Source organism: Klebsiella sp. CN_Kp100 (assembly GCF_040065315.1).
GTDB lineage: Bacteria > Pseudomonadota > Gammaproteobacteria > Enterobacterales > Enterobacteriaceae > Klebsiella > Klebsiella oxytoca.
This window is the reverse complement of record NZ_JBEAIJ010000004.1, coordinates 46,695-61,609: the sequence shown is the minus strand read 5'-3', so window position 1 is coordinate 61,609 and position 14,915 is coordinate 46,695. Positions and strand designations below refer to the sequence as shown.

At 56.8% G+C, this 14,915-nt stretch carries 11 protein-coding genes; 2 read left to right on the top strand and 9 right to left on the bottom strand.

The window, feature by feature from the left end:
* Window positions 1-27 precede the first annotated feature (27 nt).
* A complete protein-coding gene (gene mpl, locus ABLV12_RS04320; RefSeq protein ID WP_004109005.1) occupies window positions 28-1,401 on the bottom strand; it encodes a UDP-N-acetylmuramate:L-alanyl-gamma-D-glutamyl-meso-diaminopimelate ligase in 1,374 nt (457 codons plus the stop codon).
* A 175-nt stretch (window positions 1,402-1,576) separates the two neighbouring features.
* Here mpl and fbp point away from each other — a divergent pair, with 175 nt between their 5' ends.
* Window positions 1,577-2,575 (top strand): class 1 fructose-bisphosphatase, encoded by a 999-nt coding sequence (gene fbp / locus ABLV12_RS04315; RefSeq protein ID WP_004109008.1) that lies wholly within the window; start codon window positions 1,577-1,579, stop codon window positions 2,573-2,575.
* A 36-nt stretch (window positions 2,576-2,611) separates the two neighbouring features.
* On the opposite strand, the gene ABLV12_RS04310 is transcribed toward fbp, so the two are convergent.
* The 5 genes from ABLV12_RS04310 to ytfQ form a co-directional block, all read right to left on the bottom strand.
* Window positions 2,612-3,124 (bottom strand): DUF2569 domain-containing protein, encoded by a 513-nt coding sequence (locus ABLV12_RS04310; RefSeq protein WP_016809348.1) that lies wholly within the window; start codon window positions 3,122-3,124, stop codon window positions 2,612-2,614.
* Between the two features lie 112 nt (window positions 3,125-3,236).
* Window positions 3,237-4,238: a galactofuranose ABC transporter, permease protein YjfF gene (yjfF, locus tag ABLV12_RS04305; protein WP_348866799.1), complete on the bottom strand. Its 1,002-nt coding sequence runs from the start codon at window positions 4,236-4,238 to the stop codon at window positions 3,237-3,239.
* Window positions 4,225-5,250, bottom strand: a complete 1,026-nt coding sequence (gene ytfT, locus ABLV12_RS04300; protein WP_017145075.1) for a galactofuranose ABC transporter, ATP-binding protein YtfT — start codon at window positions 5,248-5,250, stop codon at window positions 4,225-4,227. Before ytfT ends, yjfF begins: the two co-directional genes overlap by 14 nt.
* A gap of 10 nt (window positions 5,251-5,260) precedes the next feature.
* Window positions 5,261-6,763 carry a galactofuranose ABC transporter, ATP-binding protein YtfR gene (ytfR, locus tag ABLV12_RS04295; RefSeq protein ID WP_004109019.1) on the bottom strand — a complete coding sequence of 501 codons (1,503 nt, stop codon included), beginning with the start codon at window positions 6,761-6,763 and terminating at the stop codon, window positions 5,261-5,263.
* 186 nt (window positions 6,764-6,949) lie between these two features.
* Window positions 6,950-7,906, bottom strand: coding sequence for a galactofuranose ABC transporter, galactofuranose-binding protein YtfQ (ytfQ, locus tag ABLV12_RS04290; RefSeq protein WP_004109022.1), 957 nt, complete (start codon window positions 7,904-7,906; stop codon window positions 6,950-6,952).
* Window positions 7,907-8,309: 403 nt separating this feature from the next.
* Between ytfQ and ppa the strand changes: the two genes are divergently transcribed.
* Window positions 8,310-8,837 (top strand): inorganic diphosphatase, encoded by a 528-nt coding sequence (ppa, locus tag ABLV12_RS04285; protein ID WP_004109025.1) that lies wholly within the window; start codon window positions 8,310-8,312, stop codon window positions 8,835-8,837.
* Window positions 8,838-8,986: 149 nt separating this feature from the next.
* Here the strand turns inward: ppa and ABLV12_RS04280 are convergent, their stop codons facing one another.
* Genes ABLV12_RS04280 through tamA form a run of 3 tightly spaced genes read right to left on the bottom strand, consistent with a single transcriptional unit; the run spans window position 8,987 to window position 14,840 of the window.
* The gene (locus ABLV12_RS04280) at window positions 8,987-9,331 is read right to left on the bottom strand and encodes a gamma-glutamylcyclotransferase (protein WP_004098039.1); all 345 of its coding nucleotides are present in this window, start codon (window positions 9,329-9,331) and stop codon (window positions 8,987-8,989) included.
* Between the two features lie 2 nt (window positions 9,332-9,333).
* Window positions 9,334-13,110 (bottom strand): autotransporter assembly complex protein TamB, encoded by a 3,777-nt coding sequence (gene tamB, locus ABLV12_RS04275; RefSeq protein WP_064396561.1) that lies wholly within the window; start codon window positions 13,108-13,110, stop codon window positions 9,334-9,336.
* Window positions 13,107-14,840 carry an autotransporter assembly complex protein TamA gene (gene tamA / locus ABLV12_RS04270; protein ID WP_004109036.1) on the bottom strand — a complete coding sequence of 578 codons (1,734 nt, stop codon included), beginning with the start codon at window positions 14,838-14,840 and terminating at the stop codon, window positions 13,107-13,109. Before tamA ends, tamB begins: the two co-directional genes overlap by 4 nt.
* Between the last annotated feature and the right edge of the window lie 75 nt (window positions 14,841-14,915).

Genomic DNA, 14,915 nt, shown 5'->3' with positions numbered 1-14,915 from the left:
GGAGGGCGGATCAACGCGGAGAATGGCCTATTCGGCCGCCTCGGCTTTTTTCGCCAGCTTATCGAGCAGCTTCTGATGAATGCCGCCAAAACCACCGTTGCTCATGACCAGAATGTGGTCGCCAGGATGCGCGGTCTTCACAATCATATCCACCAGCGTATCGACATCGGCGCTCCAGTGCGCGGGCTGTACGCAGGCGTCAGCTACTTCAGCTACCTGCCACGGAATATGCTGCGGCTGCAGCAGAAAGACCTCGTCGGCACGACCGAGAGACGGCGCCAGGTCATCTTTGCAAATGCCCATTTTCATGGTGTTGGAACGGGGTTCAAGCACGGCAAGAATTCGCGCGGTACCGCCAACTTTGCCGCGTAGCGCCTGCAGAGTCGCCAGAATCGCCGTCGGGTGGTGGGCAAAATCGTCGTATACGGTGACGCCGTTGGCTTCGCCGCGTAGTTCCAGACGGCGGCGGGCGTTGATAAAGCTACCCAGCGCATTGGCCGCATCGGCAGGCAGCACGCCGACATGACGGGCGGCGGCAATGGCCATCAGGCCGTTATGCATATTATGTTCGCCGACCAGCGCCCACTTCACCTCGCCCACTTTCTCGCCGTCCAGCCACACTTCCCATGAGGAAGCATCGGTGGTCAGCTTTTTCGCTTGCCAGTGGCCCTGTTCGCCGACCAGTTCCTGCTCGCTCCAGCAGCCCATCGCCATCGTCTGTTTCAGGTTGATGTCGTTCTCAGGCAGAATGATTTTGCCCTTGCCCGGCACAATGCGCACCAGATGATGGAACTGTTTCTGGATGGCCTTCAGGTCGTCAAAAATGTCCGCATGGTCGAACTCAAGGTTATTGAGAATCAACGTACGCGGGCAGTAGTGAACGAACTTAGAGCGCTTATCGAAGAAAGCGCAGTCGTATTCATCGGCTTCAATCACGAAGAACGGGCTGTCGCCAAGGCGCGCGGACACCTCAAAGTTGCCCGGTACGCCGCCGATGACAAAGCCCGGCTTGTAGCCGCAGGCTTCAAGGATCCAGGTCGCCATTCCGGCAGTGGTGGTTTTACCATGCGTCCCGGCAACCGCCAGCACCCAGCGATCGCGCAGGACAAAGTCGTGCAGCCACTGCGGCCCGGACATATACGGGATGTTATTTTCCAGCACCGCTTCCACGCACGGGTTGCCGCGCGTCATCGCGTTACCGATGATCACCAGATCCGGCTGAGGATCCAGCTGGCTGGCATCATATCCTTGAATTAACTCAATTCCCTGGGTTTCCAGCAGGGTACTCATTGGCGGATAGACGTTTGCATCCGACCCCGTTACCTCATGACCGAGGGAACGCGCCAGCATCGCCAGCCCCCCCATAAACGTGCCACAGATTCCTAAAATATGAATGCGCATTCGTCATTTCCTTCTCTTATCTGAAGCACAGTTTACCGGGATGTTGGGGCTGAAAGAAATGCATTTCAGGGGAATCCGTATTTTGCTGGCGCGATTCACCTGTGCGAACTTTTTTTATTCTTTGTTAAGATTGTTTTGTTCGTTTTACTTCACATAAACATGCAGGGAACGGGTTATGAAAACGTTAGGTGAATTTATTGTCGAAAAGCAGCACGAGTTCTCTCACGCAACGGGCGAGCTGACTGCTTTGTTGTCGGCGATAAAGTTAGGCGCCAAGATCATCCACCGCGATATCAACAAGGCCGGTCTGGTCGATATCCTGGGTGCCAGCGGTGCTGAAAACGTTCAGGGCGAGGTGCAGCAAAAACTCGACCTGTTTGCCAATGAAAAGCTGAAAGCCGCACTGCGAGCACGCGATATTGTTGCCGGGATCGCCTCTGAAGAAGAAGATGAAATCGTCGTCTTTGAAGGCTGTGAACACGCCAAATACGTGGTGCTGATGGACCCTCTGGATGGCTCCTCTAACATCGACGTTAACGTCTCCGTCGGGACGATTTTCTCTATCTATCGCCGCGTCACGCCGGTGGGTACTCCCGTCACCGAAGAAGACTTCCTGCAGCCGGGTAACCGCCAGGTCGCCGCCGGCTATGTGGTTTACGGTTCCTCGACGATGCTGGTTTATACCACCGGCTGCGGCGTCCACGCCTTTACCTACGACCCGTCCCTTGGCGTGTTCTGCCTGTGCCAGGAACGCATGCGCTTCCCGGAAAAGGGGAATACCTACTCGATTAACGAAGGTAACTACATCAAGTTCCCGATGGGCGTGAAGAAGTACATCAAGTACTGCCAGGAAGAAGATAAAGAGACCCAGCGCCCGTATACCTCGCGCTATATCGGCTCGCTGGTAGCGGATTTCCACCGCAACCTGCTCAAAGGCGGCATTTACCTCTACCCGAGCACCGCCAGCCACCCGGACGGTAAACTGCGTCTGCTGTACGAGTGCAACCCGATGGCGTTCCTCGCTGAACAGGCGGGCGGCAAGGCCAGCGACGGTAAAGAGCGCATTCTGGATATTATCCCGGAAAGCCTGCACCAGCGCCGCTCTTTCTTCGTCGGCAATAACCATATGGTCGAAGACGTCGAGAACTTTATTAAAGAGTTCCCGGACGCGTAATATTCAGACGCCGGATAATTCCGGCGTCTATTTGCTTTAGTTCACGAAGGTGAGTTTGACGCGTTTCGACAGGTGGAAATAAGGTATCCAGATGATTATCTGCAGCGCGCATGAGGCCAAAATTTTTATATCTTCAACCTCCAGCCCTAAACCATAAAAATGCGCAGCAATCCAGCAGTCGATGGCGTAGAGAATCGTGGTGAACAGAACCCAGACGGTATAATAATTTGGCAACTGACGTTTCTTCCTGAAAAACAACATCGTCGTATAAACTACCAATAACCAAAGAAATAGTGCCCCAGCCGCTTCAAACAGCGCAAACGCTCTAAACTCCTCTTCAACATCCAGAAAAACCGTCACCGTATTACATATCCCGACGATCTGTAAAAGCGAGCTGAGCGTCAGGGTTAAAGCCGGCAGATAAAGCCAGCCGCCGATACCGGTATATTTTTTATCCTTACAGATTTTACAATAACGCGCCGGAGGCAATACCTTTTGCCCACAGCTGGCGCACTTGCCTGATAATCCTTCACCTTCAACCATATCCATTAATAGCGTTCCTTTGCTCAAAATATCCCTTTTCAGGGTGCCTGTTGTATCAGGCACCTATCATGGATGAACGTGGCGAGTACGTACATAAGTTGAGCGAAAAACCAGAATACTACTCAGCAGTCGCACGCACATTTACCCTTGTCACCGGCGAACTCTGCCGATTCTCCCACAGCACCGTCAGGCCGCGCTGCAGCGCGATAAAGATGAACAGCAGAATACCGATGGCGATCTTGGTCCACCATGAACTAAGCGTACCGTCAAAGTTGATATAGGTTTGAATCAGCCCCTGAATGGCCACGCCAAACAGGGTGCCGAGAACCGTGCCCACGCCACCGCTTAACAGCGTGCCGCCGATCACCACCGAAGCAATGGCGTCCAGCTCGACGCCAACCCCTGCCAGCGCATAACCCGCCTGGGTATAAATAGAGAAGACGATCCCCGCCAGCGTCGCCAGACCGGTAGAGAGCATATAGATGCGAATCGTCGTACTCCGCGTGGAGATCCCCATCAGATTGGCCGACGTCGCGTTGCCGCCAATGGCGTAAACCTGATTGCCAAAGCGGGTACGGTGGGCCATAAAAATGCCACCGATCACCACCAGCAGCATCAACAGCCCCATGGCGCTCAGACGACCGCCGCCGGGGATGGTCCATGCCAGTCCGGAAAGCGCTTCATACACCGGATGATTGATGGGAATCGACTCCTCCGAAACCAGATAGCTGACGCCGCGCAGAAAAAACATCCCGGCAAGCGTGATGATAAACGCCGGGATCTTCAACGCATCGATGAGCAGCCCCATAAAGGCGCCAAAAGCGCAGCCCATCACCAGCACTAGCGGAAATGCCACCAGCGGCGAGATCCCCCAGAAACCGATCGCTTTGGCGAGGAATACCCCGGTGAAGGCGATCACCGACCCCACCGACAGATCGATCCCGCCGGAGAGGATCACGAACGTCATGCCGACGGCGATGATCCCGAGAAAAGCATTGTCGGTCAGGATATTGCAGATCACCCGCGTCGAGGCAAAGCCGGGAAACTGCGTCAGGCAGTAAAGGTATCCCAGTACGAAGACCGCGAGGGTAATCATTAACGGTAAATTACGTTTTATCATGGCCGCGCATCCCCTTCAGTATGCTGATAAAGCGCGGCGACTGGACGATCAGTACGCACAGCACCACCACCGCTTTGACTACCTGATTAAGCTCCGGCGGGAAACCGGACAGCAGGATCCCAGTATTCATGCCCTGGATAATCAGCGCCCCGACAACCGAGAGCAGCAGATTAAAGCGCCCGCCCATCAGCGAGCCGCCGCCGATAACGACCGCCAGAATGGCATCCAGCTCCAGCCATAGCCCGGCGTTATTGGCATCCGCGCCGCGAATATCCGCCGCGACGATAATGCCGGCGATGGCCGCGCATACTCCGCTCAGCACGTAGGCCAGCATCACGACGATGCGGGTATTTACCCCGGCGTTTTTCGCCGCACGAATGTTAATCCCCACCGCTTCGATAAACATCCCCAGCGCGGTTTTGCGGGTAAACAGCCAGAACAGCACCAGCGTAACGATGGCGATTATCACCGGCGTCGGGAACAGCAGCAGCGATCCGCTGCCCAACCAGGCCAGCGGCGGGGAGTCAAAAGTGACGATCTGCCCGGAGGTGATCAGCTGCGCCACGCCGCGTCCGGCGACCATCAGGATCAGCGTGGCGACAAACGGCTGGATCTTCAGCACCGCCACAAGGATACCGTTCCACAGGCCCGCCAGCGCGCCGGCTCCCAGCGAAGCCAGCAGCACAACCGGCAGGCTGTGTCCCGCCACGGTCATCGACGCCGCCGTTGCGCCGGCAATCGCCATCACCGCCCCGACGGAGAGGTCAATCCCGCCGGTGGCGATAACCAGCGTCATGCCGATCGCCAGCAGCGCCACTGGCGCGGCCCGGTTCAAAATATCAATCGGGCTGCCGAACAGTCGCCCCTCCTGGAGCACGATCTGGTAGAAATGCGGGGCGACCAGGCTGTCAACCACCAGCACCAGCAGCAGCGCAACGATCTGCGGCATCCCTTTGGGCCAGTTAACGCGCCGTTTCGGCTGGCCGGTTTTCGGAACAGATTGAGGCATCATCGGTTACTCCTTATGCCGCAATAGCGTTCATGATCGCCGGCACGGAGAGCTCGCTCAGAGCCAGCTCCGCCACCTGCTGGCGATCGCGCATGATAATCACCCGATCGGCGTAACCCACCAGCTCTTCCAGCTCTGAAGAAATAACCAGCAGCGCCAGACCATCGGCGCACAGGGTTTCGATCAGGCGGATGATCTCGGCGTGGGCACCCACGTCAATACCGCGGGTGGGTTCATCGAGGATCAGGAACTGCGGTTTCGTCAGCAGCCAGCGGGAGAGCAGTACCTTTTGCTGATTACCGCCGGAGAGAAATTCGATCGGCTGTTCGGCGCTGGGGGTACGAATACCCAGCTGACGAATAAAACGTTCGGCAATCTCATTTTGTTCGCGCCGCCCAATCGGCCGCAGCCAGCCGCGCTGCGCCTGTAGCGCGAGAACAATATTTTCCCGCACCGAGGCGGCGGCGATAATGCCGTCGGTTTTGCGGTCCTCCGGGCAGAAGCCGATCCCGAGGCAGGATGCCTGATGCGGCGAGCGCAGGGTTTGCGGCTTGCCTTTGATCCACGCTTTGCCGCTGTCGGCGGGTTTAATGCCGAAGATAACCTCCGCCGTTTCCGTGCGCCCCGAACCTAACAGACCCGCCAGGCCGACGATTTCACCGGGACGGACCTGCAGACTAAACGGTGCAATGGTGCCTTTTTTGCCAAAATCTTCGAAGGCGGCCACCGGCTTATCGCTGAGCAGGGTGCGGCCCGCGCGCTGCAGGGCGTTATGCTCCAGCTCGCGGCCCAGCATCATCTTCACCAGCTCAATTTGCGGCAGCTCGCGGGTTTCCCGGCAGCCGACAAAACCGCCGTTGCGCAGCACGGTGATACGATCGCTGACGGCGTAAACCTGGTCGAGGAAATGGGTGACGAAAATCAGGCTGACCCCGCTATCGCGCAGCTGGCGCATCAAGGTGAAGAGCATCTCCACCTCCTGGGTATCCAGGCTGGCGGTCGGTTCATCAAGAATTAATACTTTTGCTGACAGGTCGATCGCCCGGCAGATGGCGACAATCTGCTGCATCGCCACTGAAAAGCGGTTCAGCGGCTCGCGTACATCAAGGGAAAAACCGTAGGATGCCATCAGCGCGGTGGCGCGCTTTTCCATCTCTTTACGCCGCAGCAGGCCAAAACGCCGGGGCTCACGGCCGATAAACAGATTGTCCGCCACCGACATGTTAGGCAGCAGGTTCACTTCCTGATAGACGGTACCAATCCCCAGCTGTTGAGCATGGGCGGTGTTTTTCGGCGAAATCGCCTGGCCTTCCAGCCAGATTGTCCCGCGGTCGGCGTGATAGACGCCGGTCAGCGCTTTAATCAGAGTAGATTTACCCGCGCCGTTTTCGCCTAGCAGAGCCATGATTTCGCCCCGGCGCAGGCTGAAATTAACGTTATCCAGCGCTTTCACGCCGGGGAAAAACTTGCTGAGCCCTTCCGTACGAAGGATTTCCTGATGCGATTCGCCGTTCATGCTCCCCCCTCACCTTTGCCCTCTCCCCGAGGGGAGGAGAGGGAAATCAGCCGTGCTATAGCGACCGGGGAAATCCCGGAGGCGGCGCTGCGCGCCTGTCCGGGCTACCCGCTCCGCAGACGGCGGTAAAACTGTGGCCCGGTCAGCGTAGCGCCACCGGGAACGTGGCCTGTTTTTAGCTACGACTCAGTAGCCCATATTTTTCTTCTTCTCTAACTCTTCTTTCGCCGTATCCGGCAGGTAGAGCGTCGATTGAGTGATAGTGACTTTTTCAGGCAGGGTGCCGTCTTTTTTGTATTTCTCCAGCGCATCGAACGCCGGGCCGGCCATATTCGGCGTCAGCTCGACGCTGGCGTTAGCTTCACCGGCCATCATCGCTTTATAGATATCCGGCACGCCGTCGATAGAGCCGGTGAGGATATCTTTGCCCGGCTTCAGCCCGGCTTCTTTAATCGCCTGAATAGCGCCAATCACCATGTCGTCGTTATGGGCGTAAACCATGCAGATGTTCTTGCCGTTGTTCTCCGCTTTGATAAAGCTTTCCATCACTTCTTTTCCCTTACTGCGGGTAAAGTCGCCGGACTGGGAACGGATAATTTTGATATTAGGGGCTTTAGAAATGGCTTCGGCGAAGCCTTTCTTACGGTCAATCGCCACGCTGGCGCCTACGGTCCCCTGCAGCTCAACAACGTTACACGGTTTGCCATCGACGGTTTTCACCAGCCACTCGCCGATCAGCTGGCCTTCCAGCACGTTGTTGGCGGTCACGGTAGTCATGTAGAGGTCTTTATCTTTAACATCAATGGAGCGGTCGAGCAGGAATACCGGGATTTTGGCCTCTTTCGCTTCTTTCAGTACCGGTTCCCAGCCGGTCGCCACCACCGGAGCGATGAAGATGGCATCGACGCCCTGAGCGATGAAAGAGCGGACGGCTTTAATCTGGTTTTCCTGTTTTTGCTGCGCATCGGCAATCTTCAGAGTGATACCGCGCTTCGCGGCTTCCTCCTTCGCGACGTTGGTTTCTGCCGCACGCCAGCCGGATTCAGAGCCGACCTGTGAAAAACCCACGGTCAGAGGGGCAGCCATGGCCATAGACGACATAGCTGCGGAAACTGCGGTGACAAGAAGTAAGCGCTTCCACATAAGAGGATCCTCGTAGGGTTATTGTTGGATAAAGCCTCACCAGCGGACAAACTATAGACAATCGGAGATGTAACTGAATGCGTTACATCACACTTCAAAAAAGTTAATTAGATGTTAATCGGTGCGTTACTCTTCAGCGGAGAGCCGGTGAGGCTTCGCGACCCGCGCGAGCTTCGCCGTTTATGACGAAATTTTGCGCGCTTTGAGATATCAAGCATATGCAATGAAAACGGTTACATAATTTTATTCAGTATGCGGCTATGTTTATGGATTTTCAGGCTGTATTACGCCGAAAAATTCGGACTCCACCCACCCGTTCTGGGGAAAAAGAAGCGAAGACATTCGATGTGAGTTGGCTATAATACCGGGCACTTGTTTGCCATACATTTTAAAGGAAACAGACATGAGCTTACTCAACGTACCTGCGGGCAAAGATCTGCCGGAAGACATCTACGTCGTGATCGAGATCCCGGCGAACGCAGATCCTATCAAATACGAAGTCGACAAAGAGAGCGGTGCACTGTTCGTTGACCGTTTCATGTCCACGGCGATGTTCTATCCGTGCAACTACGGCTACATCAACCACACCCTGTCCCTGGACGGCGACCCGGTTGACGTTCTGGTCCCGACGCCGTACCCGCTGCAGCCGGGTTCCGTTATCCGCTGCCGTCCGGTTGGCGTACTGAAAATGACCGACGAATCCGGTGAAGATGCGAAACTGGTTGCGGTACCGCACACCAAGCTGAGCAAAGAATACGATCACATCAAAGATGTGAACGACCTGCCGGAACTGCTGAAAGCGCAGATCACCCACTTCTTCGAGCACTATAAAGACCTCGAAGCAGGCAAATGGGTTAAAGTTGACGGCTGGGACAACGCTGAAGCGGCGAAAGCCGAAATCGTGGCTTCCTTCGAGCGCGCTAAGAAGTAATTCTGCCGCACTCAGGTTCGCAAAAACACCGCCTCCGGCGGTGTTTTTTTTGGGCATTGCTCTATTGCTGAGCGGCGGCTGATGCCTTAGCGGGCCGACAACATCCCCCCCATAAAAAACAACGCCACCCGAAGGTGGCGTTATCGTTATTAATACTGGTCTTTGTCCAACCAGTTGCCGCTTTCTATCAGCGTGAAGCCCTCAACGGGGCGCTGATAGACATACATCCAGGCGCTACCGTAGGGCGTCTGGATCAGGTGACGAGCATACTCGCCGCCTTTAGTACGCAGCGCATCCAATTCAGCCAGCGTCGATGCGTCAATACGATAGACCTCACCATGTACCGTGCCATCTCCGGGCACCGCGCCTGGATAGTGGCCCAGGCTGTACAGTTGATAATCATTGACACTATGATCGCCCAGCCACTGAGCGTTGGTCATCCAGTGGCTGTTGCCTTGTTTGCGTCGTAAACTGCCGTAAACAAATATTCGCATTGCTAAAACTCAAACTGATAGAGCAAATCGAGAGCCTGGTCTACGCCAGACACGGCTTCCATATATAGCTTAGGCATCAGGCGATAACGTAACGTCAACGTCGCCAGGGAGTCAAAGATCCCTACCCCATATTTTACCTGCAGACCCGGCAGCACGTAGCCGCTGACCACCACCTGGGAGGAGTCGCCCACCCCTTCGGTATCCAGCGCCAGATTACTTACGCCAAACGTCTCGCCGATTTTACCCACAACCTGACCACTTTGTGCAACCCCCATACCAATAAGCATGGAGGTCATTGCCGCACTATCGCTCTGTCCGCTGCCCAAACCCTGCCCGCGCAGCAGGTAAGAGAGCGCTTCCTGCTGCGACATGGCCGGATCGGAGAAAATTTCCGCTTTCGGCTGATCGGCCGAACCGGTCACGCGAACGCCGGCGATCACGTCGTCTTCCGTGGCATCCGGATTACGAATGGCTTCGATGTTCAGCAGCGGCTGATCCGGCGGTCCGGAGAACAGCAGTTCGCCTTTACGCACGATCAGATCCTGGCCGTAGGCATGGAAGCGGCCTTCCGGGATATTAATCTGCCCGTTGAGGCCTAGCCCCTGTTTATCCTGAGCCACTTTCAAATCGCCGGTCAGACGCGCTTTCAGACCAAAGGCGTCGAGGCGAACGTTGTTGCCTACATGAATCGTCAGGTTGCTGTTAATCGGAATACCGGCGCTCTGCTGCTTAATCGGCTGCAGATTTTTATCCAGCATGACTTCGTCAGAAGAGACCCCAACGGCGCTTTCCGGCACTTCATTGACGACGATTCTTGCCCAGGGCACGTCAACGCTACCATCCAGGTTAAACAGGCTTGGCGTGGCGGTAAAGACGACATCTGGCGAAACATCCAGGCGCACCATCGGCGGCACGGTTATCCGCACCCGGCTGCCCTTCGCGGCAATCTGCGCGCGCCAGTTGTCAATCTGCGTCCAGTCGGCGTTACCGCTGAGCGCAATATGGCCCTGGCTGGTATTCACCGTCCCTTGTAGGGTCGAGCGGGTACCGGTGAAATTCATCGCCAGCTGGCTCGGCTGCATATCGAACGGCATAAAGTTGCCGTCAATATCCACGCCATTCAGCTGCATCTGCCCGTACAGCTGCGGGCTCTGTAAGTTGCCGCCCAGCGTCAGACGCGCATTGAGCCGCCCTTCCGCCTTTTCACCGCGCGAGAATATAGGGTTGATCATCGCCAGCGAGAAGTTGCTGATATTCACGTTCCCGCCCAGATTACGTCGGCCCTGCGGATCGGTGACCTGCACCTGCCCATCCAGTTGACCATTGTTGGTCAGGCGAATCAGCCAGCCCAGCTGGGCGCGATTGTTGTGCAGATCGGCCGTAAGATTCAGGGTATCGAACGCCACCGGCAGCGGCGCGTCGTTGACCGTCTGGGTCACCTTCACGTTACGTCCGCTCAGGGTGACCTTGCCCTGCGGTAGCCCCTCTTTGGTGGTGTCCCAGCTCACGTCGGCATTGCCGCTAAACACGCCGCTGGCCTGCGTCTCTTCAGGCATAAACGGCTTCAGCATCGCCAGGTCGAAACGGTTGAGATTCACTACCGCGCGCCCGCTCGCGCCGGCGTCAATGGTCTGCGGTACGCACAGTTCGGCATTCGGGTTAGTCCAGCAGTGCGGTCCAATGCTGATTTTCTGCTCGAGGTTACGGTAATCCAGCGCGATGTTGCGCGTCAGCGCCACCGGCCCTACCGGCGTCTGGAAGCGGGTATTGCTCAGCGTGCCTTTCCAGCGCTCCTCTTTGCGGTCAAAACTGCCTGCCAGCGACAGCTGTCCGGAAACCGGATCGCCCTGCACCCGCAGCTGCAGGTCGTGCTGTTTCTCGTTGCCCTTCGCATTGAGCTGCACCAGGCTGATATTCACGCCCGGCTGGCTAATGCGGTCCACGCGTACGTCAAGATGACCGCCAATCTGGTCGGTGGATTTCACATCGCCCTTCACGTTCACCTGAGCCACCGATAGCTCCTGCCAGCGCAGCGCCCGGGCGGTGATATCCGCCAGCAGCTGCGGCGCATCGACGGTGCCGCGAACTTTTACTAATCCCTTCGCCGTCCCGCCCAGGCCCGGCAGGGCGTTATCGAGATGAGGCGCGTCAATGGTGGCGTCGAGGTTAAGATCTTTAACTCCCAGCTCGCCTTTCACGTCGGCGCTGTTGGGGCCCAGAGCCAGATGCAGGCCGGGGATTTTCCACTGCATATAGCTGTTGCCCTGCAGCGAACCGCTCACGTCGACTTTGTTTTGCTTCACGTTACCGGTGATTTTCAGCTCCGGTACCGACATCTGCCAGCTGCCGCCGTACAGGCTGCCCTGGGTCTTAATCAGTCCGTTGAGCTTCGACGGCCAGTCCGGTACCTCTTTAGCGGTGTTGATACCGTTAAGCGTCAGTTCGCCGCGCCAGCTGATCGCCTGCTGCCAGTCGAGCAGCGCTTTCAACTCGGTTTTTCCTTCGAGGGCGGCGACGGTGAGCTTGTCGAGATTCACCTGCTGCTCGTTGCCCTTCGCGTTCAGGCTAATTTTCGCTGGCGGCAGCGACTGCCCTTTCACCGCGGTGCTGAAGGCCAGCGTGTAGTCGGTCATCTTGCCGTTAAATTTCAGCAGTAGGTCGTCAGCCTGATACGCTTTCTCGCCGGTAAATGGCCAGTAAAGCTGCTTGCTTTTCACCTCCATATCCAGCGGCAGGCCAGCCTCCGCCAGCTGCGTTTCGGCGCGCAGCGTCATGGCGACAGGGCCGTTCAGATCCACGCCGAGCGTGAGCTTTTTACGCACTTCGCCGCCCACTTTGAGCTGCACTTTCTCGCCCTTGAGCGGGTCAACATTCAGCGTACCGTTGAGGGTGATATCGACCGGCCAGTTATCCTGCAGTTGTGCATTACCGGAAGCCGTCACTTTGCCCTGGTCAGAATCCACGTCCAGCGCGTCCAGCTTCATCTGCCCATCAATGCTGCTGACTTTGAGCAGCAGCGAGTAAATGGTCATATCGGTATCGCCGGTCAGACGCAGCTGCTCGCCGCGAAACTCCTGAATATTGAGATTCAACGGCAGATGGACATCGGTCATTTCCGGCAGCACCGGCTTCGAGAACAGGTCTTTCATCGTCTCGCCGAGCGGCTTTTCTTCCGGCTGCGGATTGTCAATTTTCGGCTCAACGACCTGCTCCTGGGCCACTTTCGCCACCTTCGGCAGCGCGATAAGCAGCCCCTGCAGCGAGGTTGGCGTCAGGGTCAGGTTTTTCTCTTGCCAGTTAAGCCCCGTGGAAAAATCGCGCAGCGAAACGGCCGTATCGTCAATTTTCACGTTGACGTTATGCAGCGCCACCCGACTCAGGGTGATGGGGTAAGGCGTGGAGAGATTCAGCGGCCCGCTATCTTCTTCTTCAATCGGCGCCGCTGGCGGCATTTTGCTGGTATCGATCGCCACATAGATATCGCGCAGAGAAATATCGTTGACGCACAGGCTACTGTCCCACAGGCAGCGTAGCTTAACGCCAAGGTGGAACTGCCCGGCGGTGACCGCCACGCCCGGCTGCTCAAAGCGCACGTTCTCCAGCGTCAGATCGCGCCAGCCGCCGGTGGCTTTGCCAATTTCCAGCCCAGGGACCCAGCGATCGGCGGCTTTGATAACCAGATGCAGGCCAGTCGTCGTCCCCACCAGGAATCCTACCGTCCCCAGCAGCAGCACCAGAAAAATCAGTACGCCGAGGCTTATCTTCTTCCATAAACTCATAATTCAGGCCCCAGGCCGATATAAAACTGTAAACCGTGTTCTTCTTTGTCACCGATCGGTCTGGCGATATCCAGCTTGATTGGACCGACCGGGGACTGCCAGCGTACGCCGAGGCCAGCGCCGGTTTTAAAGTTGCTTTCGCGGATATCGCTCACCGCTTCGCCGCTATCGACGAACACCGCGCCCCACCATTTGCCGCTCACGTTGTACTGATACTCCAGCGAGCCGGTGGCCAGCTTCGAAGCCCCCATCAGCTTGCCGTCATCATCTTTTGGCGAGATAGATTTGTATTTATAACCGCGAATGCTGCGGTCGCCACCGGCGAAGAAACGCAGATCCGGCGGGACTTTGCTGAAGTTATCGGCCTCAATCCAGCCAAGGTTGCCGCGTACCACGAAGCGGTGGCGGTCATAAAGGGTGCGGATCCAGACGTCCTGCGCCTGCATCACGATAAAGTTAATATCCGAGCCCCACATGGTGTTGGAGTAGTCCACCGAATAGCGCTGTGAATCGCCCCAGGTCGGCATCAGGCCGCCGCGAGAACGGGTCCGGTTCACCGACACGCCGGGATAGATCAGCATCGTGGTATTGGTGACGTTGGCCTGGGTAAAGTGGTCGAGACTCCAGCGCAGGTTCAGCGCGCGCTGCCAGCCGCTCGACATCTCCCAATAGCGCGACACGGCCAGGGTGGTAGAATCCGCCTGGGTATCATTGAGATCGGTACGCTTAAAGCCGCCCTGCATCAGGTAGTACTGTTCAAGCGGGCTTTTTAGCAGCGGTACCTTGTAGCTGAAATCAAGCTGCTGTTCAGGAGCGGACAGGCTGAGGCTGGAGGTCAGGCTGTGGCCGTAGGAGTTCATCCACGGCTTTCTCCAGGTCCCTTTGACGCGCGGCCCGACGTCGGTTGAGTAGCCGACCCCGGTCTCAACAGTATTCTCTTTGCGCGGAGAAACCACGCCCTGCAAAGGCAACACTTTCGTCTGGCGGGACTTCTCAAACTGCGGCGCCACGACGACGGAACTGAACCAGCCGGTCGCCGCCAGGCGGCGGTTGAGTTCGGCGAGATCCTGCGAGGTGTAATAGTCGCCCTGCTTAAACGGCACCAGATTTTGCAGATATTCGTCGCGAATTTGCGAGCCCTCAAAGGTCACCGGGCCAAAGCGGTAGCGCTCGCCGCTGTTGTAGTCGATATCCCAGAAGGCCTGATGACGGTCAAGAGAAACCCCAAGCTGGCTTTTATTAAACTCGCTATCGAAGTAGCCCTTACGCAGCGCGACCCGGGTCAGAGAGCTTTTAAAGCTGTCATAATCACCGTGATTGAGGATGGTACCGATGGCCGGTCGCGTGTTTAACAAATCCAGATAGTCGCGATCGGTTCGGGCTCCGCCGCGTAAAATGACTTCCGTACCACCAATGCGCACCGGTTCGCCAGGCGTGACTTTGGCGATCAGTACCTGGCGCCCCTTCGCCGGCGGCGGACGTAAATCAAAATCGATGGTGGGCTCATAGTAGCCGAGCGCTTTCAGACCTTCGCGGATAGCATCATCCACGCGCGCGCGAAAGCGCCGGTCCGGCGTAACTTCATCGCTCTGGATCGTAGAGAGTTGGGCGCGGACGTTTTTTTCCAGTTCCCCGGATAACCCCTCAACCTGCAAACGCACGTTCGCTGCGCTGGCGACCCCGCTGACCAGCAAAAGGCTGGTGATACATAACTGGCGGATTTGTAGCACGTTTTCTCCTGAATATCCTTGTTTCCCCCCGAAGGAAACGAAAGTGCCGCTCCACGGCTTAACAAAACCCTAACA

Excerpts from the sequence above, each read along its gene's own strand:
- yjfF (WP_348866799.1), bottom strand. The coding sequence starts at position 4,238 with ATGATAAAACGTAATTTACCGTTAATGATTACCCTCGCGGTCTTCGTA.
- ABLV12_RS04280 (WP_004098039.1), bottom strand. The coding sequence starts at position 9,331 with ATGCGAATATTTGTTTACGGCAGTTTACGACGCAAACAAGGCAACAGC.
- ppa (WP_004109025.1), top strand. The coding sequence starts at position 8,310 with ATGAGCTTACTCAACGTACCTGCGGGCAAAGATCTGCCGGAAGACATC.
- ytfR (WP_004109019.1), bottom strand. The coding sequence starts at position 6,763 with ATGAACGGCGAATCGCATCAGGAAATCCTTCGTACGGAAGGGCTCAGC.
- ABLV12_RS04310 (WP_016809348.1), bottom strand. The coding sequence starts at position 3,124 with ATGGATATGGTTGAAGGTGAAGGATTATCAGGCAAGTGCGCCAGCTGT.
- mpl (WP_004109005.1), bottom strand. The coding sequence starts at position 1,401 with ATGCGCATTCATATTTTAGGAATCTGTGGCACGTTTATGGGGGGGCTG.
- fbp (WP_004109008.1), top strand. The coding sequence starts at position 1,577 with ATGAAAACGTTAGGTGAATTTATTGTCGAAAAGCAGCACGAGTTCTCT.
- tamB (WP_064396561.1), bottom strand. The coding sequence starts at position 13,110 with ATGAGTTTATGGAAGAAGATAAGCCTCGGCGTACTGATTTTTCTGGTG.
- ytfT (WP_017145075.1), bottom strand. The coding sequence starts at position 5,250 with ATGATGCCTCAATCTGTTCCGAAAACCGGCCAGCCGAAACGGCGCGTT.
- ytfQ (WP_004109022.1), bottom strand. The coding sequence starts at position 7,906 with ATGTGGAAGCGCTTACTTCTTGTCACCGCAGTTTCCGCAGCTATGTCG.